At 65.5% G+C, this 15,495-nt stretch carries 15 protein-coding genes; all 15 read left to right on the top strand.

The features are described from left to right. Positions 1-268 precede the first annotated feature (268 nt). The 15 genes from FJU31_RS04095 to FJU31_RS04025 all read left to right on the top strand — a co-directional run bounded on the left by FJU31_RS04095 (position 269) and on the right by FJU31_RS04025 (position 15,495). Positions 269-913 carry a hypothetical protein gene (locus tag FJU31_RS04095; RefSeq protein WP_150453598.1) on the top strand — a complete coding sequence of 215 codons (645 nt, stop codon included), beginning with the start codon at positions 269-271 and terminating at the stop codon, positions 911-913. After that, entirely contained in the window at positions 910-2,829 is a 1,920-nt protein-coding gene (locus FJU31_RS04090) for a phage terminase large subunit family protein (RefSeq protein ID WP_150453597.1), read from the top strand. Before FJU31_RS04095 ends, FJU31_RS04090 begins: the two co-directional genes overlap by 4 nt. Before the next feature lie 424 nt (positions 2,830-3,253). After that, on the top strand, positions 3,254-3,472 hold the full coding sequence (locus FJU31_RS04085) for a DUF6148 family protein (RefSeq protein WP_116862924.1): 219 nt from the start codon (positions 3,254-3,256) through the stop codon (positions 3,470-3,472). Further along, complete coding sequence (locus FJU31_RS04080) at positions 3,472-5,004, top strand: phage portal protein (protein WP_150453596.1); 1,533 nt, start codon at positions 3,472-3,474, stop codon at positions 5,002-5,004. Before FJU31_RS04085 ends, FJU31_RS04080 begins: the two co-directional genes overlap by 1 nt. A gap of 1 nt (position 5,005) precedes the next feature. Then, complete coding sequence (locus FJU31_RS04075; protein WP_150453595.1) at positions 5,006-7,246, top strand: ClpP-like prohead protease/major capsid protein fusion protein; 2,241 nt, start codon at positions 5,006-5,008, stop codon at positions 7,244-7,246. Between the two features lie 68 nt (positions 7,247-7,314). Next, positions 7,315-7,668 (top strand): DUF2190 family protein, encoded by a 354-nt coding sequence (locus tag FJU31_RS04070; RefSeq protein WP_150453594.1) that lies wholly within the window; start codon positions 7,315-7,317, stop codon positions 7,666-7,668. Between the two features lie 80 nt (positions 7,669-7,748). Continuing rightward, the gene (locus tag FJU31_RS04065; RefSeq protein WP_150453593.1) at positions 7,749-8,180 is read left to right on the top strand and encodes a structural protein P5; all 432 of its coding nucleotides are present in this window, start codon (positions 7,749-7,751) and stop codon (positions 8,178-8,180) included. Beyond that, positions 8,180-8,521 carry a hypothetical protein gene (locus tag FJU31_RS04060; protein WP_150453592.1) on the top strand — a complete coding sequence of 114 codons (342 nt, stop codon included), beginning with the start codon at positions 8,180-8,182 and terminating at the stop codon, positions 8,519-8,521. The genes FJU31_RS04065 and FJU31_RS04060 overlap by 1 nt, the downstream gene beginning before the upstream one ends. Continuing rightward, positions 8,518-9,009, top strand: coding sequence for a lysis system spanin subunit (locus FJU31_RS04055; protein WP_150453591.1), 492 nt, complete (start codon positions 8,518-8,520; stop codon positions 9,007-9,009). Before FJU31_RS04060 ends, FJU31_RS04055 begins: the two co-directional genes overlap by 4 nt. Further along, positions 9,006-9,329 carry a head-tail joining protein gene (locus FJU31_RS04050; protein ID WP_150453590.1) on the top strand — a complete coding sequence of 108 codons (324 nt, stop codon included), beginning with the start codon at positions 9,006-9,008 and terminating at the stop codon, positions 9,327-9,329. The genes FJU31_RS04055 and FJU31_RS04050 overlap by 4 nt, the downstream gene beginning before the upstream one ends. Further along, the gene (locus FJU31_RS04045) at positions 9,322-9,810 is read left to right on the top strand and encodes a hypothetical protein (RefSeq protein ID WP_188115446.1); all 489 of its coding nucleotides are present in this window, start codon (positions 9,322-9,324) and stop codon (positions 9,808-9,810) included. Before FJU31_RS04050 ends, FJU31_RS04045 begins: the two co-directional genes overlap by 8 nt. A 10-nt stretch (positions 9,811-9,820) precedes the next feature. Then, on the top strand, positions 9,821-10,621 hold the full coding sequence (locus tag FJU31_RS04040) for a phage tail tube protein (protein ID WP_150453589.1): 801 nt from the start codon (positions 9,821-9,823) through the stop codon (positions 10,619-10,621). A 71-nt stretch (positions 10,622-10,692) separates the two neighbouring features. Further along, on the top strand, positions 10,693-11,343 hold the full coding sequence (locus FJU31_RS04035) for a hypothetical protein (RefSeq protein ID WP_150453588.1): 651 nt from the start codon (positions 10,693-10,695) through the stop codon (positions 11,341-11,343). Next, positions 11,336-15,082 carry a tape measure protein gene (locus FJU31_RS04030; protein WP_150453587.1) on the top strand — a complete coding sequence of 1,249 codons (3,747 nt, stop codon included), beginning with the start codon at positions 11,336-11,338 and terminating at the stop codon, positions 15,080-15,082. Before FJU31_RS04035 ends, FJU31_RS04030 begins: the two co-directional genes overlap by 8 nt. Next, positions 15,079-15,495, top strand: coding sequence for a hypothetical protein (locus FJU31_RS04025; RefSeq protein WP_150453586.1), 417 nt, complete (start codon positions 15,079-15,081; stop codon positions 15,493-15,495). The genes FJU31_RS04030 and FJU31_RS04025 overlap by 4 nt, the downstream gene beginning before the upstream one ends.

Here is a 15,495-nt window from a genome sequence, read left to right as displayed (position 1 = left end):
ATTGCGGCAGTAGGTGTGTGCGGGATGTGCGGGCATCGGCCTACATGGGCGGGCGCAGGCGCGAACGGGTATCGCGCCGCCACGCCACAAATTGTCTCGCGTGCGTATATGGGTGACCGCACATCCCGCACACGCCGCACACGCCTTGTGCCGCGTGGATTCATCGACTTCCGCATCCCGCACACACCGCCGCACAGCCCGCACATGCTCGCGCGCGCGCGTTTTTCCGCTTTAACGATCTTCGAAGGAAATGGAGTAGGGGGAATCAATGGCTGAGGAAGACGTGACGATCACTGGCAAAGAGCTTGCCTCGCTGATCGGCTGCAAGCCGTCCTACGTGGTCGAGCTGAGGAAGAAGGGCAGGGTGGTGGTGGGTGAGGGCGGCAAGGGATTCCTCAAGGCCGCCTCTCTGGAGCTCTACGCTCGCACCGCAGACCCGGTCTATGCCGGTGTCGCTCAGCGCCACGCAGATGAGCGCGGCAGCGCGCTGGTGGGGAGCGGGGAGGGGGCCAATGCCGTCGACGTCGACATCGATGACGATGAAGAGGACGGTGACGACGACGAGGCCAGGCCCTTACGTGCCGGCCGCCCGCAGACCCCGGATTCCGCGCGCAAGGCCAAGGCGCTGGCCGACAAGGCCGAGACCGACGCGCACATGGCCCACATCGCGCTGCAGAAGGAGCTGGGGCTGCTGCTGCCCCGCGCAGACGTGGAGGCGTTCCTCGCTGAGCACGCAACGACGTTCCGGGGTGCGATGGAACGCCTGGCCGATACGCTGGCGCCGCAGCTGGCGGCAACGTTGGATGAGGCCGGGTGCCGGCGGCTGGTCTGGGATGAGGTGAGCCACGCCCTGGAAGAACTGAGCCAGGGCTTCCGCACGTTGGCGGCCAAGGCAGCGGAGGCTGCGGAATGATGGAGGCACAGAGCTGCCTGGCGTCGGTGCTGGCGCGCTCGCTGCAGCCGCGGCGGCCCATGAGCGTGTCGCAGTGGTGCGACGAACACATGCGTCTTTCCACAAAGAGCGGCAGCAAGCCCGGGCGGTGGGTCACCGACCGCAACCCGCCACTGCGTGAGCCGATGGACAACATGTCCGCCCGCAGCCCGGTGCATGACCAGGTCTGCATGTTCCCGATCCAGTTCGGCAAGAGCCAGCTGGCGACCAATGCCATGGCCTACTGGATGGACTATGCGCCGGGCCCGATGATGTACGCGCTGCCGGGTGAGGTGTCCATGAACAAGTGGATCGCCCAGAAGCTGAACCCGATGATCGAGGTCTGCGCAGCAGTCAAGAAGGCGCTGACCAGCACCGCCAGCCGGGACAGCGCGAACCAGCGCACGTTCAAGGACTTCGCAGGCGGCCAGCTGTTCGTGGAGCACATGGGTAGCCCGCAGCGCTTGAAGTCCTCGACGGTGAAGTACCTGCAGGTAGATGAGATCGATGAGGCGCCGCAGCAGCTCTCCACCGGCGACGATCCGGTGAAGATGCTGGACGGCCGCACGTCGTCCTTCCCGACCACCTACAAGCGCCAGTACATCAGCACGCCGGGCATTGCCGGACTCAGCCGGATCGCGAAGCTGTACGACAAGAGCGACCAGCGCCGCTATCACGTGCCGTGCCCCCACTGCGGCCATTACCAGGCGCTTCAATGGAGTGGCCTGGTGTGGTCGCCCGACAAGAGCCACGCGTGGTACGCCTGTTGCGAGTGCGGTGTCGCCATCGAGGAACACTTCAAGACCGACATGATTGCCAACGGGCGCTGGGTGGCGGCCAACCCTGACTCGCCGATTCGCGGCTATACCATCAATTGCCTGTACTACCAGTTCGGCCTGGGACCGCGCTGGCTGGACCTGGTGAAGGAGTGGCTGGAAGCGCAGGGTGATCCTGCCTCCCTCAAGACTTTCGTGAATGACCGGCTGGCCGAGACGTGGGAAGACCCGTCGATGCGCGCGGTCAAGCACAACGTGATCAAGGATCGCGCCGAGCCCTACGCCCTGCGCTTGGCTCCCCTCGGGGTGCTGGCGGTGACGGTCGGTGTCGATACCCAGGATGGACGCTTGGCGGTCCACACCATTGGCTGGGGGCGTGGTATGACCGCCTGGACCCTCGACTATGTGGAACTGCAAGGCGATCCCGCAGAGGATGCTGTGTGGGTTGCGCTGACGGATCTGCTGAACCGCGCCATCGAGCGAGCGGACGGCGCTCTTCTGCGGCCGATGGCAGTTGCTATCGATGCCGGTGGCCACCGCACGGAGGCTGTAAAGAACTTCGTGCGCCAGCGTCGTGTCACCAGGCCCATGTGCATTTTCGGCGCCGTTCCGAACAACGCGCCGGTGCTGTCGAAGGGAAAGCTGGCAGACGTGACCTGGAACGGCAAAACGGACAAGCGTGGCATCACCATTCACCACGTCGGCACCGTGGCTGCGAAGCACTATCTGTATAGCCGCCTCTCTGCCGATGCGGAGCGCGCCGTGGAGTCGCGCTTGGTGCATTTCAGCGATGAGTTGCCGGATGAGTACTTCCCCGGTTTGGTGTCGGAGGTCTACAACCCGGTGAAGAACCGATTCGAGAAGAGGGTTACACGTAACGAGCCGCTGGATACCTGGGTCTATGCCTATGCTGCCGCGCACCACCCGGAGGTCCGCCTTCATCGGTACACGCGAGCAGACTGGGACGTGCTGGAGGCGCGCCTGCTGCTCACCGTGAACAGCACGGATTCCCGTGAAACAGAGGCAGCGCCTGCGGAGGTCGAGGGGAAGACTGTTTCGCGTGGAACGCAACAGGTCCGGCCGCGCAGCAGTGGGCTGGCGCGAGACGGGTGGGCGCTGTAATGGCAAAACGTACCGAGTCAGCCGAAGAGCTGAGGGAGCGGATCCTGGCCGCCATGCGGGCCGACATTGGCATCAGTGAGCGAATGGCGCTGCCGTTCGTTGAGTCGGTGATGCAATGCTTCGCCGGTGAGCGACCATATTTCCCTGCGGCGCCTCGGGAGTACCCGATGGCTGAAATAAGGGCCGCTCTGGTAGCCGGGATTCCCGTGAAACAGGTCATGTCCAAGTTTGACCTTTCCCGGGCGAAGCTCCACGACTTGTTCCCGGGAGGGCTACCGAGGGCCACGAAAGGGCAACTGTCCACGACTTTGACAAAAGCGGAGACAAAATAGTTTTTCTGTCCTTGTAGATCAGTGAGTTGCGACTACCACTGTCCACGAGTTTGCCTAGAACGTGGACAGTCGGGTGCCTAGCCTATGTAGTCATGAAGACTGCTCAGGAAATGCTGGATTTCTACATCGACGCGGAGGTCGCCGTCCTTTCGGGCCAGACCGTTCGCATCGGTGATCGCCAGTTGACCCGAGCGGACTTGGCTGAGATTCGTTCCGGTCGGAAAGAGTGGCAGGCGGCGGTCCTGCGTGCAGGCTCCGTTGCCGGTCGGCGTGCGCGCTGGGCCAATGCCGATTTCGGCGGGGTGACCTGATGTCATCCGCGCAGATCGCCAAGGCACGATTGGACGCCGCACTCGGCGCGGATCGCGCCATTCAATCGGCGCGGGCTCAGATGGCTCCGGTCATCGCGCGTGCGCACGAAGTCACGCGGCCGTCGCGAAACCGGAAGCTGGCGAGGGACTGGGGCAGTGGCAATGCCATCGCAGGCATGGATGCGCGTCAGCTCCGCGACCAGGCCCGCCATCTGGAGCGTGACCTCGATCTGGCAGACAACGCGTTGAACGTTCTGGTCCAGAACACGGTCGGCGCAGGCATCGACGTGCTTTCTGCACCTCGGCTCCCTGGGCAGCCGATCAACCGCGAGCTGGCACTGCAGCTGGACGACCTCTGGGACGCTTGGTGGGACGCGCCCGAGGCCACCCGCACGCACGATTACGGCATGTGTCAGCAGCTGCTGGCACGCAGCTGGTTCCGCGACGGTGATGCGTTCTACCAGGACCTGATTGGAACCGTGCCGTACTTCGAGCACGGCACCGCTGTGCCGTACAGCTTCGAGATGTTGGAAGCCGACCTGGTGCCGTTGGACTTCAACGATCCGGCGCGCAACATCCTGCAAGGTGTCGAGCGCAACGCCTGGGGCCGGCCTATCGCGTTCCACGTCTACAAGAGTCATCCGGGCGATCCGATGGGCGCGCGGCTGGAAACCAAGCGGGTCTCCGCCGAGTTCATGCACTGCATCGCGCTGATGAAGCGCCTGCACCAGGTACGGGGGCTCAGCGTGTTCGCGAGCGCCATGTCCCGCTTTGAGGACGTGAAGGATTACGAAGAATCCGAGCGCATTGCTGCCAAGGTGGCGGCGTCAATGACGTTCCAGATCAAGAAGGGCAGCGGCGAACAATACGGCGCGGATCTGGGCGGCCAGGCCATCTTGCAGGACGGTGTTCCGATTCGTGAGCTGCGCCTCGCCCCCGGCGCGATCTTCGATGATCTGTTGCCTGGCGAGTCGATTGAGAGCTTGGGCACCGACCGGCCGAATCCCAATGCCGCCACCTGGCGGAAGGAGCAGTTGCGCGCAGCTGCTGGTGGCATCGGCGTGAGCTATTCCAGCCTTTCGCTGGACTACAACGGCACCTATTCGGCACAGCGTCAGGAGCTCGTCGAGAAGTGGGGCAGCTACCTGATGCTGGCCGAACGCTTCATTGCGCTGTGCGTGCGACCGCAGCGCATGCGTTTCGTAGAGGCATGCGTGCTTTCGGGCCGCGTGCGCCTGCCCCGCGGCTGGACGCTGCGGGACCTGGCCGCTTCAACATACGTCCGACCGGTGATGCCGTGGATTGATCCGTTGAAGGAGGCCTACGCGCGCGGCGAGGCGGAGGACCGCGGCTGGGTGTCGCCGCAGCAGAACACGCTTCAGTACGGCAACAACCCCGCTGAGGTCCTGCGTCAGCGTCAGGACTGGCAGGAGCAGACCCAGACCCTTGCGCCGCCGGCGCCCAACATCAGTGCAGAAGCGCGTGCCCAAGTCTTGGGCCAGCTGACGCGCGATCTCTCCAGGAGCGAATGACATGCGTGCACGCCTGTTGGCCAGCGTGATCCAGAACACCATCCGCGCGGAAGCGGCAACCGAAGCCGAGCTCGGCCCCGCGCTGTATCAGGTCCGCGCGGAGGCCGATGTCGCCGACGTGATGATCTATGGCGCCATCGGTGGCTATCTGTTCGAAGAGTCGGTGTCCGCTGCCGACCTGGTCGAGCGGATCGGCCAGATCACTGCGGGTACTATCCACGTGCGCCTCAACAGTGTTGGTGGTGTCGTCGCTGACGGCATGGCAATTCACAACGCGCTGCAGGCCCATCCGGCGCACAAGATCGTCACCGTGGAAGGGCAGGCCGCCTCCATCGCCTCGCTGATCCTGCAGGCCGGCGATGAGCGCCGGGTCTATGCCAGCTCCCTGGTCATGGTTCATGCGCCCCGTACCGTTGCTGCCGGTAGCGCTACGGCATTCCGTCAGAACGCGGAGGCGCTGGACGCGCACGCGTCGGCCATGTTGGAGGCCTACGCGGCCCGCTCTGGCCGGCGTGATGAGATGGAGCGACTGCTTACCGACGATGCCGACCACTGGTTCTCCGGTCCGCAGGCCGTCGATGCCGGTCTGGCCGACCTGGTGGTGGACGCCGACCCCGGGGCCACGGCCATGTGGTCGTCGGCATCTACCGTCGCGATCCGCGGCTATCTGCAGTCCATTGAGGGTGCTGGCGCGCCCGTGTTGTCCCAGCTGCGTCGAAGCATCGTCGCCAGCCTCTCTCCGCAAGTATTCGCCTCGCTTCCCGAGGTCAGCCAGTCGGCCGTGATCGGCCATATCGAGGATCCAACCATGAAGAAGCAGTACAGCGCCATCCTCGCGAACGCCGGTCGACAGAGCCCGGCAGTCGCAACCACCGCTACCGCGCCGGTCACCCCGGTCGTCGCCGCGGCTCCCGTTCCCGCCCCGACGCCGGCCGATCCGGTCCAGGCCGCTCTGGGTGCGTTGCGTGAGCGCAACACCCAGATCCAGGCCATTGCGCTCCCGCACATGGGCAACGCACAGGTCCGTGAGTACGTCGATGGCGTGATGGCGCAGGCAGACTCCAACATCACCGCCGACGCGGTGGGTCGCCACATCCTGGCACTGCTGGGCAGCAACGCAGCACCGCTCAATGGCGGTGCGGCCGTCACCGCTGGTACTGACCAGCGCGATCTGACCCGCTCGGCCATGTCCAATGCGATCCAGGCCCGTGCCGGTCTGGTCCAGGCGACGGACGGCAATGCCTTTCGTGGCATGTCGCTCACCGAGATCGCTCGCGCGTGCGTGCAGCAGGCCGGTGTTGACACCCGTGGGATGGAGCGCCTGGAAGTGGTGGGCATGGCGTTCACCCACAGCAGCTCGGATTTCCCGCAGCTGCTGGGTGACGCCTCGCGCCGGGCCCTGCTGCAGGGCTACCAGGAAGTCGAGGAAACCTTCGACCAGTACACCCGCCCGGTGAATGTGAGCGACTTCAAGCCAACCAACCTGGTGGGTCTGGGCGCCTTCTCGGATCTGGATGTCGTCCCGGAAGGCGGCGAATACAAGCAGGGCTCGTTCTCCGAGCAGTCACAGGCCATGAAGATCGTGACCTACGGCAAGCTGTTCACCATTACCCGCCAGGCCATCATCAATGACGAACTGGGCGTGTTTGGCGACGTGCCGCGCAAGATGGGCCAGGCTGCACGCCGTACGCTCGCCAAGGCCGTGTTCGATCTGATCAACAGCAACCCGATCCTGGCTGACGGCAAGCGCCTGTTCCACGCTGACCACAAGAACCTGTTGCCGGCTGCACTGATCAGCACCGCCAGCGTAGGCGCGATGCAGGCTGCAATGCGCCTGCAGAAGGATGCGGACGGCAATCTGATCCAAGTGCCGATGCGCGGCCTGCTGACGCCGGTGGCGCTGAGCGGCCTGGCAAAGACCGTGCGCACCGCCCAGTTCGCCGTGGGCGCGGGCGTTGGCAGCAACGACCCCAACATCGTGCGCGAGACCTTCGAAGTCTGGGATGACGGTCGTCTGGACGCCAAGGATGCACAGGCTTGGTACGGCATCTCCAACCCCGCCTACGTGGATGGGATCGTGGTTGGCTACCTCGACGGCAACCAGACACCGTACCTGGAACAGCACCAGGGCTTCACCGTCGATGGCGTGGCCTGGAAGGTGCGCCTGGATGCGGCGCCGGCCATTGCCGATTTCCGCGGCATCTACAAGAACCCCGGTAACCCGGCACCCGCTCAGGGCTGATCGCCCGCCATGGAGATCGCCACGAAAGCGGCGGTCTCCTGAACCTTTCACGCATCCGGAGAGTATTTATGAAGAACGCACATCAGGACGGTCGCGTGCTCGACGTGACCCTTGCCGCTGACATCAAGAGTGGTGAACTGGTTGTACAGGGCAAGCTGGTGGCCGTTGCCGTTACCGATGGTAAGGCCGGCGAGATCGTCGCTACGCACGTCGAAGGCGTGTTTGAGCTGCCCAAGCTGCCGGCCGCCGTATTTGCTGTCGGTACCGCCGTCAACTGGGACACCGATGCTGCCCACGCGACCGTCGGTGATGCCGGTGCCGACCAGGTCGCCGACATCGGCTTCGCTGTCTACCCGGCCGAGGCCGGCGCCCTGACCGTTTTCGTCCGGCTGACGCCGGGCTCCGCCGCGGCAGGCGCGTAACCGAACAGGCCGGCACCGCTCACATACGCCTGGGTGGCGTGAGCGGTGCCGGTTCTTCCACAGCGACAACGGGGGATCGCATGAGCACCACCAGCACGCCGCGCGGCGTACGCAACAACAATCCTGGCAACATCGACCGCACCAGCACGCCGTGGCAGGGTGAGGATCGGTCCGCCGCTGCTATCGCCCGCGAGCAGCGCTTCTGCGTGTTCCTGACCCCGCAGGCCGGTTTCCGCGCCCTGGCGAAGACCCTGCTCACCTATCAGCGCAAGCACGGCCTGCGCACGGTGAAGGAGATCATCGGGCGCTGGGCGCCGCCGGTGGAGAACAACACCGGTGCCTATGTCCAGCAGGTTGCCACTGCAGTGGGTGTCGCGCCTTCGGAAGTCATCCGCCTGGACAACGCGGTCACCCTGAGCCGTCTGGCCACCGCCATCGCCAGACACGAAAACGGGGGCATGTACTGGCGCCCGGATGTGATCGACGCAGGCGTTGCTGAGGCGCTGCGCTGATGGTCGGCGGCGGCGTTACCGCGACGGCGCCCTGGTGGGCTGCAGGCAGTGTTGTTGCGCTCTGGATGCTCCGTGAAACGTGGACCGCATTTCTGTCGCGCCGAAAGGAGCGCACCGAGACCGACGCCAACGTGGATCTCATCAAAGGCCTGTCCGAGCGCATCGGGTTCCTGGAGCAGCGTGTCACTGCTCAGGACGAGCGGCTGCAGGCTGAGATGGAGATGCGCCTGAAGGCACAGGAAGACGCCAGCGCACTGCGAATTCGCGTCCAGCAGCTTGAATCGATGCTGCGGGGCCTTGGTGCAGTCATCCCGCCCGAAAACCCTGTGGTGTCCGCATGATCCGCGCACTCATCGTCGCCATCCTTCTGCTGTTGGGCGTCGTCGTCTGGCAGCGCGGCTCGGTGTCCATCGCGCACCGTGCGGCCGACCAGGCCGCGTCGAGCCGTGATGCCATGGAGGGTGAGCGTGATGCCGCCCGCGCTGAGGCCGATGCCGCGACCGAAACCCTGATGGCAGAGCGCAGCAGTGCCGCCGCCGCGAACGCCCTGGCCTCCCAGTACGAAAAGGAAAAGAACGATGCACAGAAAGCATCTGATCGCCTCGTCGCTGATCTTCGCGTTGGCAACCAGCGCCTGCACCAGCGTTGGCAAGCGTCCATCGCCACCGCAGAGCTGTCCGCGGCCGCCGCTGCCGGCAGCCAGCCTGATGGTCGAGCCGACGACCGAATTGAAAGTGTCGGCCGAGCTGTTGGCGCCGCAGCCCAGTGCGACGCCCAGGTGAGGGCGCTGCAGGCGTATGCGCTTCTATGTTCGGGAGGTGCCCGGTGAGCGAGCGCGACTTCCTGCGTCAGATGGACGCAACCATTCATGGTGCGCTGGCAATCGCCGGCATGGTCTCCACCGCCACGGTCAAGTCGGAGAAGACCGGCGTCGTGACTGAAGGCGTACGGGTCTACGTCGACCGCGATGTGGAGACCATCGGGGATCTGCAGCAGTTCGTTTCGGGTCGTGTGGAGGTTGTGTACCTGCGAGCCGATGTCGATCCCGATCAGGGAGATCGCGTCGAGGTCGATGGCGAGGCCTTCGTGAACGTGAAGAAGCTCAGTGACGACGGCTCCCGCAGCCGGTGGCTGGTGCGCCGTGGCTGAGCTGGCTGAACCCCTCTCCTGGCAGTTGGTCGAGTTCTTGCGTGATCGCGTGAAGCTGATCCGCACGTCGGCCGGATTCCGCACCGATATCGGGAGCGGGCTGATCGTGGTCGACGATGATGAGGTGCCCGAGGACCAATCCGAGCCCGCCACCGTCATCTCGGTCCAGCAGCTCTCGCGGAGTGGTGGCGGTAGCGCCCAGGCAAGTTCCGACGCCGCTATCACCATCGAGTTCGAAGTTCCTCGCGGGAGCGGTCGGGAGAACCCACGGTTGCTGGTTCACCGTGCCAGGCACGACCTGATCCGCGCCCTGACGCTGAACCCCAAGATGCTGCCGATAGGTGTCACCGCCTTCGAACTGCTGACAACCCAGATGGCAACCCTGGAAGACGACGCAGGGCATTCCGCCGTCGTCGCTCAGATCACCGCGCGGGCTGGTCTGACCGAGACCTTTGAGCCCGTCCCCAACCCGAACCCGTAGGAGCAACACCATGGCACAGCCCAAAGTCCGCAAGTTCGCAGGCGATCTGCGCTTCTGGGAGCACGGCGCGAACGGCGTCCGCATTCCCGTCATCCCCGAGCGGGCCGACAAGTTCGGCAACCAGCCACTGGAACAGTCGTCGCTGACGTTCAGCTACGAAGCTGGCGACTCGGTGGAGATCAAGAGCAAGCGCCGCGATGCGCGCTATCAGCAGATCATCCACAAGGACTCCAACCCTGGCGTCACCAGCGTTTCCATCACCGCGCTGGAAGTGCCGACCGCCATCCTGGCCCGCATGCTGTACGGCACCCTGGTGGCCACCCAGGTCGCCGCCGGTACCGCCACCGACGTGTCCGTGACCGTGGGTAGCGTCGATACGCCGGTCAAGCTGCCGCACAACTTTCTGCTGGCTGACACCGCGCCGGTCTTCAAGAAGGGTGCTGACGACCTGGTGGAAGGCACCGACTACACCCTCGATCCGGTGCATGGCCTGCTGATCCCAAAGCCCGGCGGCGCGCTGCAGGCCGGCAACACCGTGGTGGCCAACTACACCTACGACGCCTACCTGGAAACCGCCATCAGCGGCGGCACCACGCCCAGCAAGTCCTTCCAGATTCTGGGCGACATGCAGGACCGCATCAGCGGCGACGAAGGCCTGCTGACGATCCCGAACGTCGACCTGACCGTGGATGGCGACGTGGACTGGTTCAGCGATGAGCCGATCCAAGTGACCCTGACCGGCCCGGTGATCTTCCAGTCCGGCGAGGCCGATCTCTACACGTTCAAGATCGCGGCGCAGTCGGCGGGCTGAGCGGGCTGGTGACCTCGGCAAGGGGAGGGCGCTCGAACGGCGCCCTCCCGGCATCAATCAGGAAGTGCTAAGTGGCATCCAATCGCGCCAACAACCTGCTCAAGTACTACGTCAGCGGCCGGCGCGCGAAGGGCTTCCACGGCCTGACCGACTTGGCCGGCGAGGTGCTGAATCGCTATGACCTGTCGGTGCAGCGGGCGTTTATTGGGCTGCAGCGGCGCGCTGGGCCGGCCACCACGCAGGAAGTCCGGGCGTCCTACAACATCCGCGCCTCGGCGCTTCGCGGGAAGTACCGCGTGGAGACCGGCGAACGCGGCTACAGCACCGGTAAGCGCGGCAGGGATGACTTTCTTGCGATCTGGGCCAGCACCCGGCAGATCTCGCTGATCGAGTTCGGTGGTCGCTGGGCGGGCCGGAAGTCCAAAGGCGCGACTGCCAGCATCGGCTTGGGCAAGTCGAAGACGTACGACGGTGCCTTTATCGCCACGATCAAGGGCCGGAAGGCCATCCGGGTGCGTAGCTGGGATCGGGCGCAGCAGAAGCGCCGCGGCCGTGGGCCGGTTCGCATCCTTCGTGGCCCCAGCCCCTTCGAGATGCTCTCCGGCGCTGACGGTAACAGCCGTGCGCTCACCGCGCGGCGTCGGCTCATGGATCGCCTGCATACCACCTACGTGACTGAACTGCGCCGCCAGTGGCGCATCAACGGAAGCTCCAATGGCTGATCGGCTGGAAGAAGCAATTCGGGTTGTCATCGAAACCCAAGGCCGCGAGGGCGTGGACGAACTGCGCGCGGCGTTCGGCGACCTGGGTGATGTGTCGGTCGAGACCGCCAGCAAGGCATCCAAGCTGCTGGACTCGCTGACCGGGCTGAATGAGGCCGCATCCAAGGCAGACGCCTACGACGGCATGCTGGCCGACCTTGCCGAGCTGGAACAGCAGTTCGGCGCCAACCAGCAGGCTGCGTTGTCCCTCAGCCTCAGCATCGGCGAGATGGAGAAGCCGTCGCGCGAGGTGCTGGCTGCCCAGCGCGAGCTGCGCAAAGAGGGCGAGCGGCTGCAGAAGGCGCTCACCGAGCAGTGGGACGCGGTTGCCAAGGCAGATACCGAGCTTTCCTCGCTCGGTGTCAACACGGCCAACCTGGCCGACCACCAGCAGCGGCTGCGTATCGAGGCCACCCGCAGTGCGGCCGCGCTGACCGAGCAAGCCCGTGCTGCCGCCGCCGAGGCTGAGGCCGGCCGCCGCCGCAAGCAGCAGATCGAGGAAGGCGAGGCCGCCTTCCGCAAGCAGGCCACCACCAGCAAGGCCGCCGCTAAGGCGCTGGCCGAGTACCGCGAGCGCGCCGCCGATGCTGCCGCCGGCAGCGGCGACCTGGCCTCGGCCACCGAGAGCACTGTCAGCTGGTTCGGCCGGCTCAAGGCGGTCGCGGCGGGTGCGATCGCGTTTGTCGGCCTGAACCGAGTTGTCGACGGCATCAAGGCCATCGTGAAGGAAGGCAGCGACGCCGAGCAGGAGCTGGCGCAGCTGGAAGCCGCCCTGCACGCCACCGGTCGTACCAGCGAGTTCACCGCACAGAGCCTGGCTGCGATGCGCCAGCAGCTGCAGGGTGGGCTGTTCGATGATGGGCAGATCAGCGCGGCGCAGGTACGCCTGCTGTCTTACACCAACATTGTCGGCGAGCAGTTTCCGGCGGCGATGCAGATCACCATCGACCAGGCCCAGCGGCTGGGCATGTCGCTGGAGCAGTCGGCCGAGACTGTGGGCAAGGCGCTGCAGACGCCTTCCAAGGCGATGGAGAGCCTGAGCAAGCAGGGCTTCACGCTGGATGACAGCCAGAAGGCACTGATCAAGAGTCTGGAAGCTACCGGTCAAGTCGCGCAGGCGCAGTCGATCATTCTGGACATGCTCACCGAGTCGTACGGTGGTGCTGCCGCCGCCGCCAAGGTGGGCACCATCGCGGGCCTGTGGAAGACGGCCACCGACCGCTTCAAGGACTGGAAGCAGGAAGTCGCCGACCAGGGTGTGCTGACCTACTTCAAGGAACAGCTGACCACCCTGCTGACTACGCTGGATCGACTGGCCGCCGATGGCAGCCTGTCGCGCTGGGCCAAGCAGACGGCCCAAGCCATTATCACCATGGCCGAGGCGGTGAAGGGCACCACGCAGTGGGTTGTCGACCACGCTCGCGTGATCGGGCTGATGGCTGCCGCATATGCCCAGTTCAAGATCGTCGGTGCCCTGATTCAGCTGAACGCGTGGCGTGCTGGACTGGTCGCGGCCACGAATGCCCAGATCGCCAACAATGCCGCCGTCGCAAGTGGCGGGCGGGGCATCACCCGCTTCGGTGCCTTGTTGCGCGGCCTGCCGAAGGCAGTGCCCATTACCGTCGCCGTGCTGGGGCTGGAAGCGGCGATGGGTGGCCTGGATGCGCTCAAGACCGTGGCCCAGGACATCTGGAAGCACCACGACCCGGCCCTGAAGCGCGCTGGCGAGGCGCAGCGGGCCTACATCAACCAGGTGCGCGACTCGGCGACGCAGCTGCGGCAGCAGTCCCTGGAATTCATCGCCTATCGTGATGTGGTCATCAAGTCGGCCGATGAGGTCTCCAAGCTGGGCGAGGCCGAGCGGCTGGCCTACGAGAAACGGCTGTCTGGGCTTGAGCAGTACCTGACCGCACAGGAAGGCTTCCTGCTGATGCAGCAGAAGTCCGGCATGGCGACGGCGGAACAGCTGCAGCAGCTGGGCCAGGTGACGCAGCAGCTGCTGGACGTGTCGACCGGGTTCGCCGCGTTGCGTACGGGTGTCCAGACCGCGGCCGATGCGATGAAGAACGGCATCGGCGGCGCGGCGCAGCAGGTTGTGACGCAGCTCGAAGGCATCGGCAGCAACGCCAAGCTGGCGAACGAGTCCATCCAGAAGATGTTCTCCGGGCTCAATTTCGCCGATACGGCCACGCTCGCCTCCGTGGGCGAGGCACTGGGTTTCATCGCCACCCAAGGTGGCGCTGCAGAGCGCAACGTGCGTGACGGGCTGCTGGCGACGCTGCAGCAGCTGTCGGGTGAAGAACTGGCTCGATTCCAGGGCGCGGCCCAAGCGGCGTTCGACTCGCTGCCGCAGGCGGCGGTGAATGCCGCGGCGGTGCTGCAGACCACCCTGCTGGCTGCGATGACCAAGCTCGGCGTGGCATCGGGCCAGCTGGGTGTCAGCTTCACCCAGGCGGGCCGGGATGCCATTGCCGCTTTCGGCGCCGTCACCGAGAACGCGGTGGCCACGGGCACCCAGATCGAGGCGGCCTTCAAGGCGGCGCTGGGCAATGTCGCTACGCTGGATGAAGCCCGCACCCTGGGCAACCTGCTGCAGGCCGCCGGCGAGCAGGGGCGAGTGGGCTTCGACTCGGCCGCCCGGGCGGCATCCGCGCTGCGCGCTCGTCTGCGGGAGATCGAGGCAGGCCTGAACCCGCTGACCGATGAATTCCAGCGCCTGGGCATTCAGTCCCAGCAGTCGCTGAACGCTGCACGCGATTCCGCCTGGGAAGCGTTCGAGACCATCCGCAAAGGTGCTGCCAACGGCAAGGCCTCGGTCGAGGATGTGCGCCGTGCGTTTCGCGCCTATGCCGACACCGCCAAGGCCGCGGTGGCGGACAGCGATGCTTGGCGCCGTGCGCAGGTGCAATCCCAGCTGGATGTGCAGGGCGCTGTCTATGACACTGCAGGCTCGCTGGAAGACCTTGGTGCCAGGGGCGAAACGGCCATGGGCCGCGTCGAGCAGGGTGCGCAGAAGGTCTCTGACGCCTTGCGGGAGGTCAAGCAGACCTCCGATGAGGCTGGCAGTGGCGTGGAGCGCTTGGCCGACGGTGCCGACGCGGCGGGTGGCAGCTTGAAGAAAGCGTCGGTAGAGGCGGGCGGATTCTCCATGAACATGGGCGAGATATCCGAACACACCCGGGATCTGCTTGCTCAGATGAACGGACCGAACGGGCTTCAGCAGTTCGCAAACGTCTGGAACGCGCTGTTTGAGCAGCGGCAGGATCTGGCCAAATACACCGAGGAACAGAAGAAACTGCTGGACGGCATGGAAGAGGTTTCAGGGAAGCGGAAGGAGCTGGCCGAACGCTTTGACATGGTGGGTTCCAGCGAGCTGGATGCCATCGTCCAGCTGGAGAGCCAGATTGAGTCCAAGCGGCTGGAGAAGGAAAAGGCGGCCAAGCAGGCAGCCGAGGATCGCCGCCGTGCCGCCCTTGCCGAGGCTGAGGCCCAAGCCAAGGCGGACGCCGCCCGCATCCAAGCCGGCGACAACAAGGAACAGGTCCTGACCATCGACTGGAAGGCGCCCAGCAAGGAAGTGGTGGCCGGCGCCACGGCTGCCGAGATGCAGCAGGCAGAGCGCATTGCCGGCCTGGTCGCCCCCCTCGTGCTGCGCAGAATTGAGCGCAGCCGCGCAGTCTCGGTAAGGAGCGCGAGATGAGCCGGGTCGTGTTGGCCGGGATCGATCTGCCGGCGGATCTGCAGTGGACCGATGAATTCACCGCGTGGCGCATCGGGCAGCAGGTGCGCACCAGCCTGAGCGGCGCGCTGATCGTACAGGAGTCGGCGCGGCAGTCCGGTCGGCCGATCACCCTGCAGACCACCCGCGACGGCCAAGCATACGTCGGCCCGGTGCAGCTGGATGTGCTGCGCCAGCTGCAGGAGCTGAGCGGCCAGCTGCAGGTTGCCCCTTTGACGCTCACCCTGCCGGCGCACAACGGCGGCGACCGCACGTTCCAGGTCCGGTGGCGCCGGACTGAGGGGCCCGCCGTCGAGGCTGATCCCTGCCGGTTCGCGGTGCCGGCGCTCGACGCCGACTACTTCTCCATCACCCTTCGCCTTATGACGGTCTGA

The sequence above is a fragment of the Stenotrophomonas cyclobalanopsidis genome, from assembly GCF_008710035.1.
GTDB lineage: Bacteria > Pseudomonadota > Gammaproteobacteria > Xanthomonadales > Xanthomonadaceae > Stenotrophomonas > Stenotrophomonas cyclobalanopsidis.
This window is presented reverse-complemented; position numbering and strand designations above follow the sequence as displayed.

Coding starts and splice junctions, on each gene's coding strand:
- FJU31_RS04095 (WP_150453598.1), top strand. CDS start 269: ATGGCTGAGGAAGACGTGACGATCACTGGCAAAGAGCTTGCCTCGCTG.
- FJU31_RS04090 (WP_150453597.1), top strand. CDS start 910: ATGATGGAGGCACAGAGCTGCCTGGCGTCGGTGCTGGCGCGCTCGCTG.
- FJU31_RS04085 (WP_116862924.1), top strand. CDS start 3,254: ATGAAGACTGCTCAGGAAATGCTGGATTTCTACATCGACGCGGAGGTC.
- FJU31_RS04080 (WP_150453596.1), top strand. CDS start 3,472: ATGTCATCCGCGCAGATCGCCAAGGCACGATTGGACGCCGCACTCGGC.
- FJU31_RS04075 (WP_150453595.1), top strand. CDS start 5,006: ATGCGTGCACGCCTGTTGGCCAGCGTGATCCAGAACACCATCCGCGCG.
- FJU31_RS04070 (WP_150453594.1), top strand. CDS start 7,315: ATGAAGAACGCACATCAGGACGGTCGCGTGCTCGACGTGACCCTTGCC.
- FJU31_RS04065 (WP_150453593.1), top strand. CDS start 7,749: ATGAGCACCACCAGCACGCCGCGCGGCGTACGCAACAACAATCCTGGC.
- FJU31_RS04060 (WP_150453592.1), top strand. CDS start 8,180: ATGGTCGGCGGCGGCGTTACCGCGACGGCGCCCTGGTGGGCTGCAGGC.
- FJU31_RS04055 (WP_150453591.1), top strand. CDS start 8,518: ATGATCCGCGCACTCATCGTCGCCATCCTTCTGCTGTTGGGCGTCGTC.
- FJU31_RS04040 (WP_150453589.1), top strand. CDS start 9,821: ATGGCACAGCCCAAAGTCCGCAAGTTCGCAGGCGATCTGCGCTTCTGG.
- FJU31_RS04030 (WP_150453587.1), top strand. CDS start 11,336: ATGGCTGATCGGCTGGAAGAAGCAATTCGGGTTGTCATCGAAACCCAA.
- FJU31_RS04025 (WP_150453586.1), top strand. CDS start 15,079: ATGAGCCGGGTCGTGTTGGCCGGGATCGATCTGCCGGCGGATCTGCAG.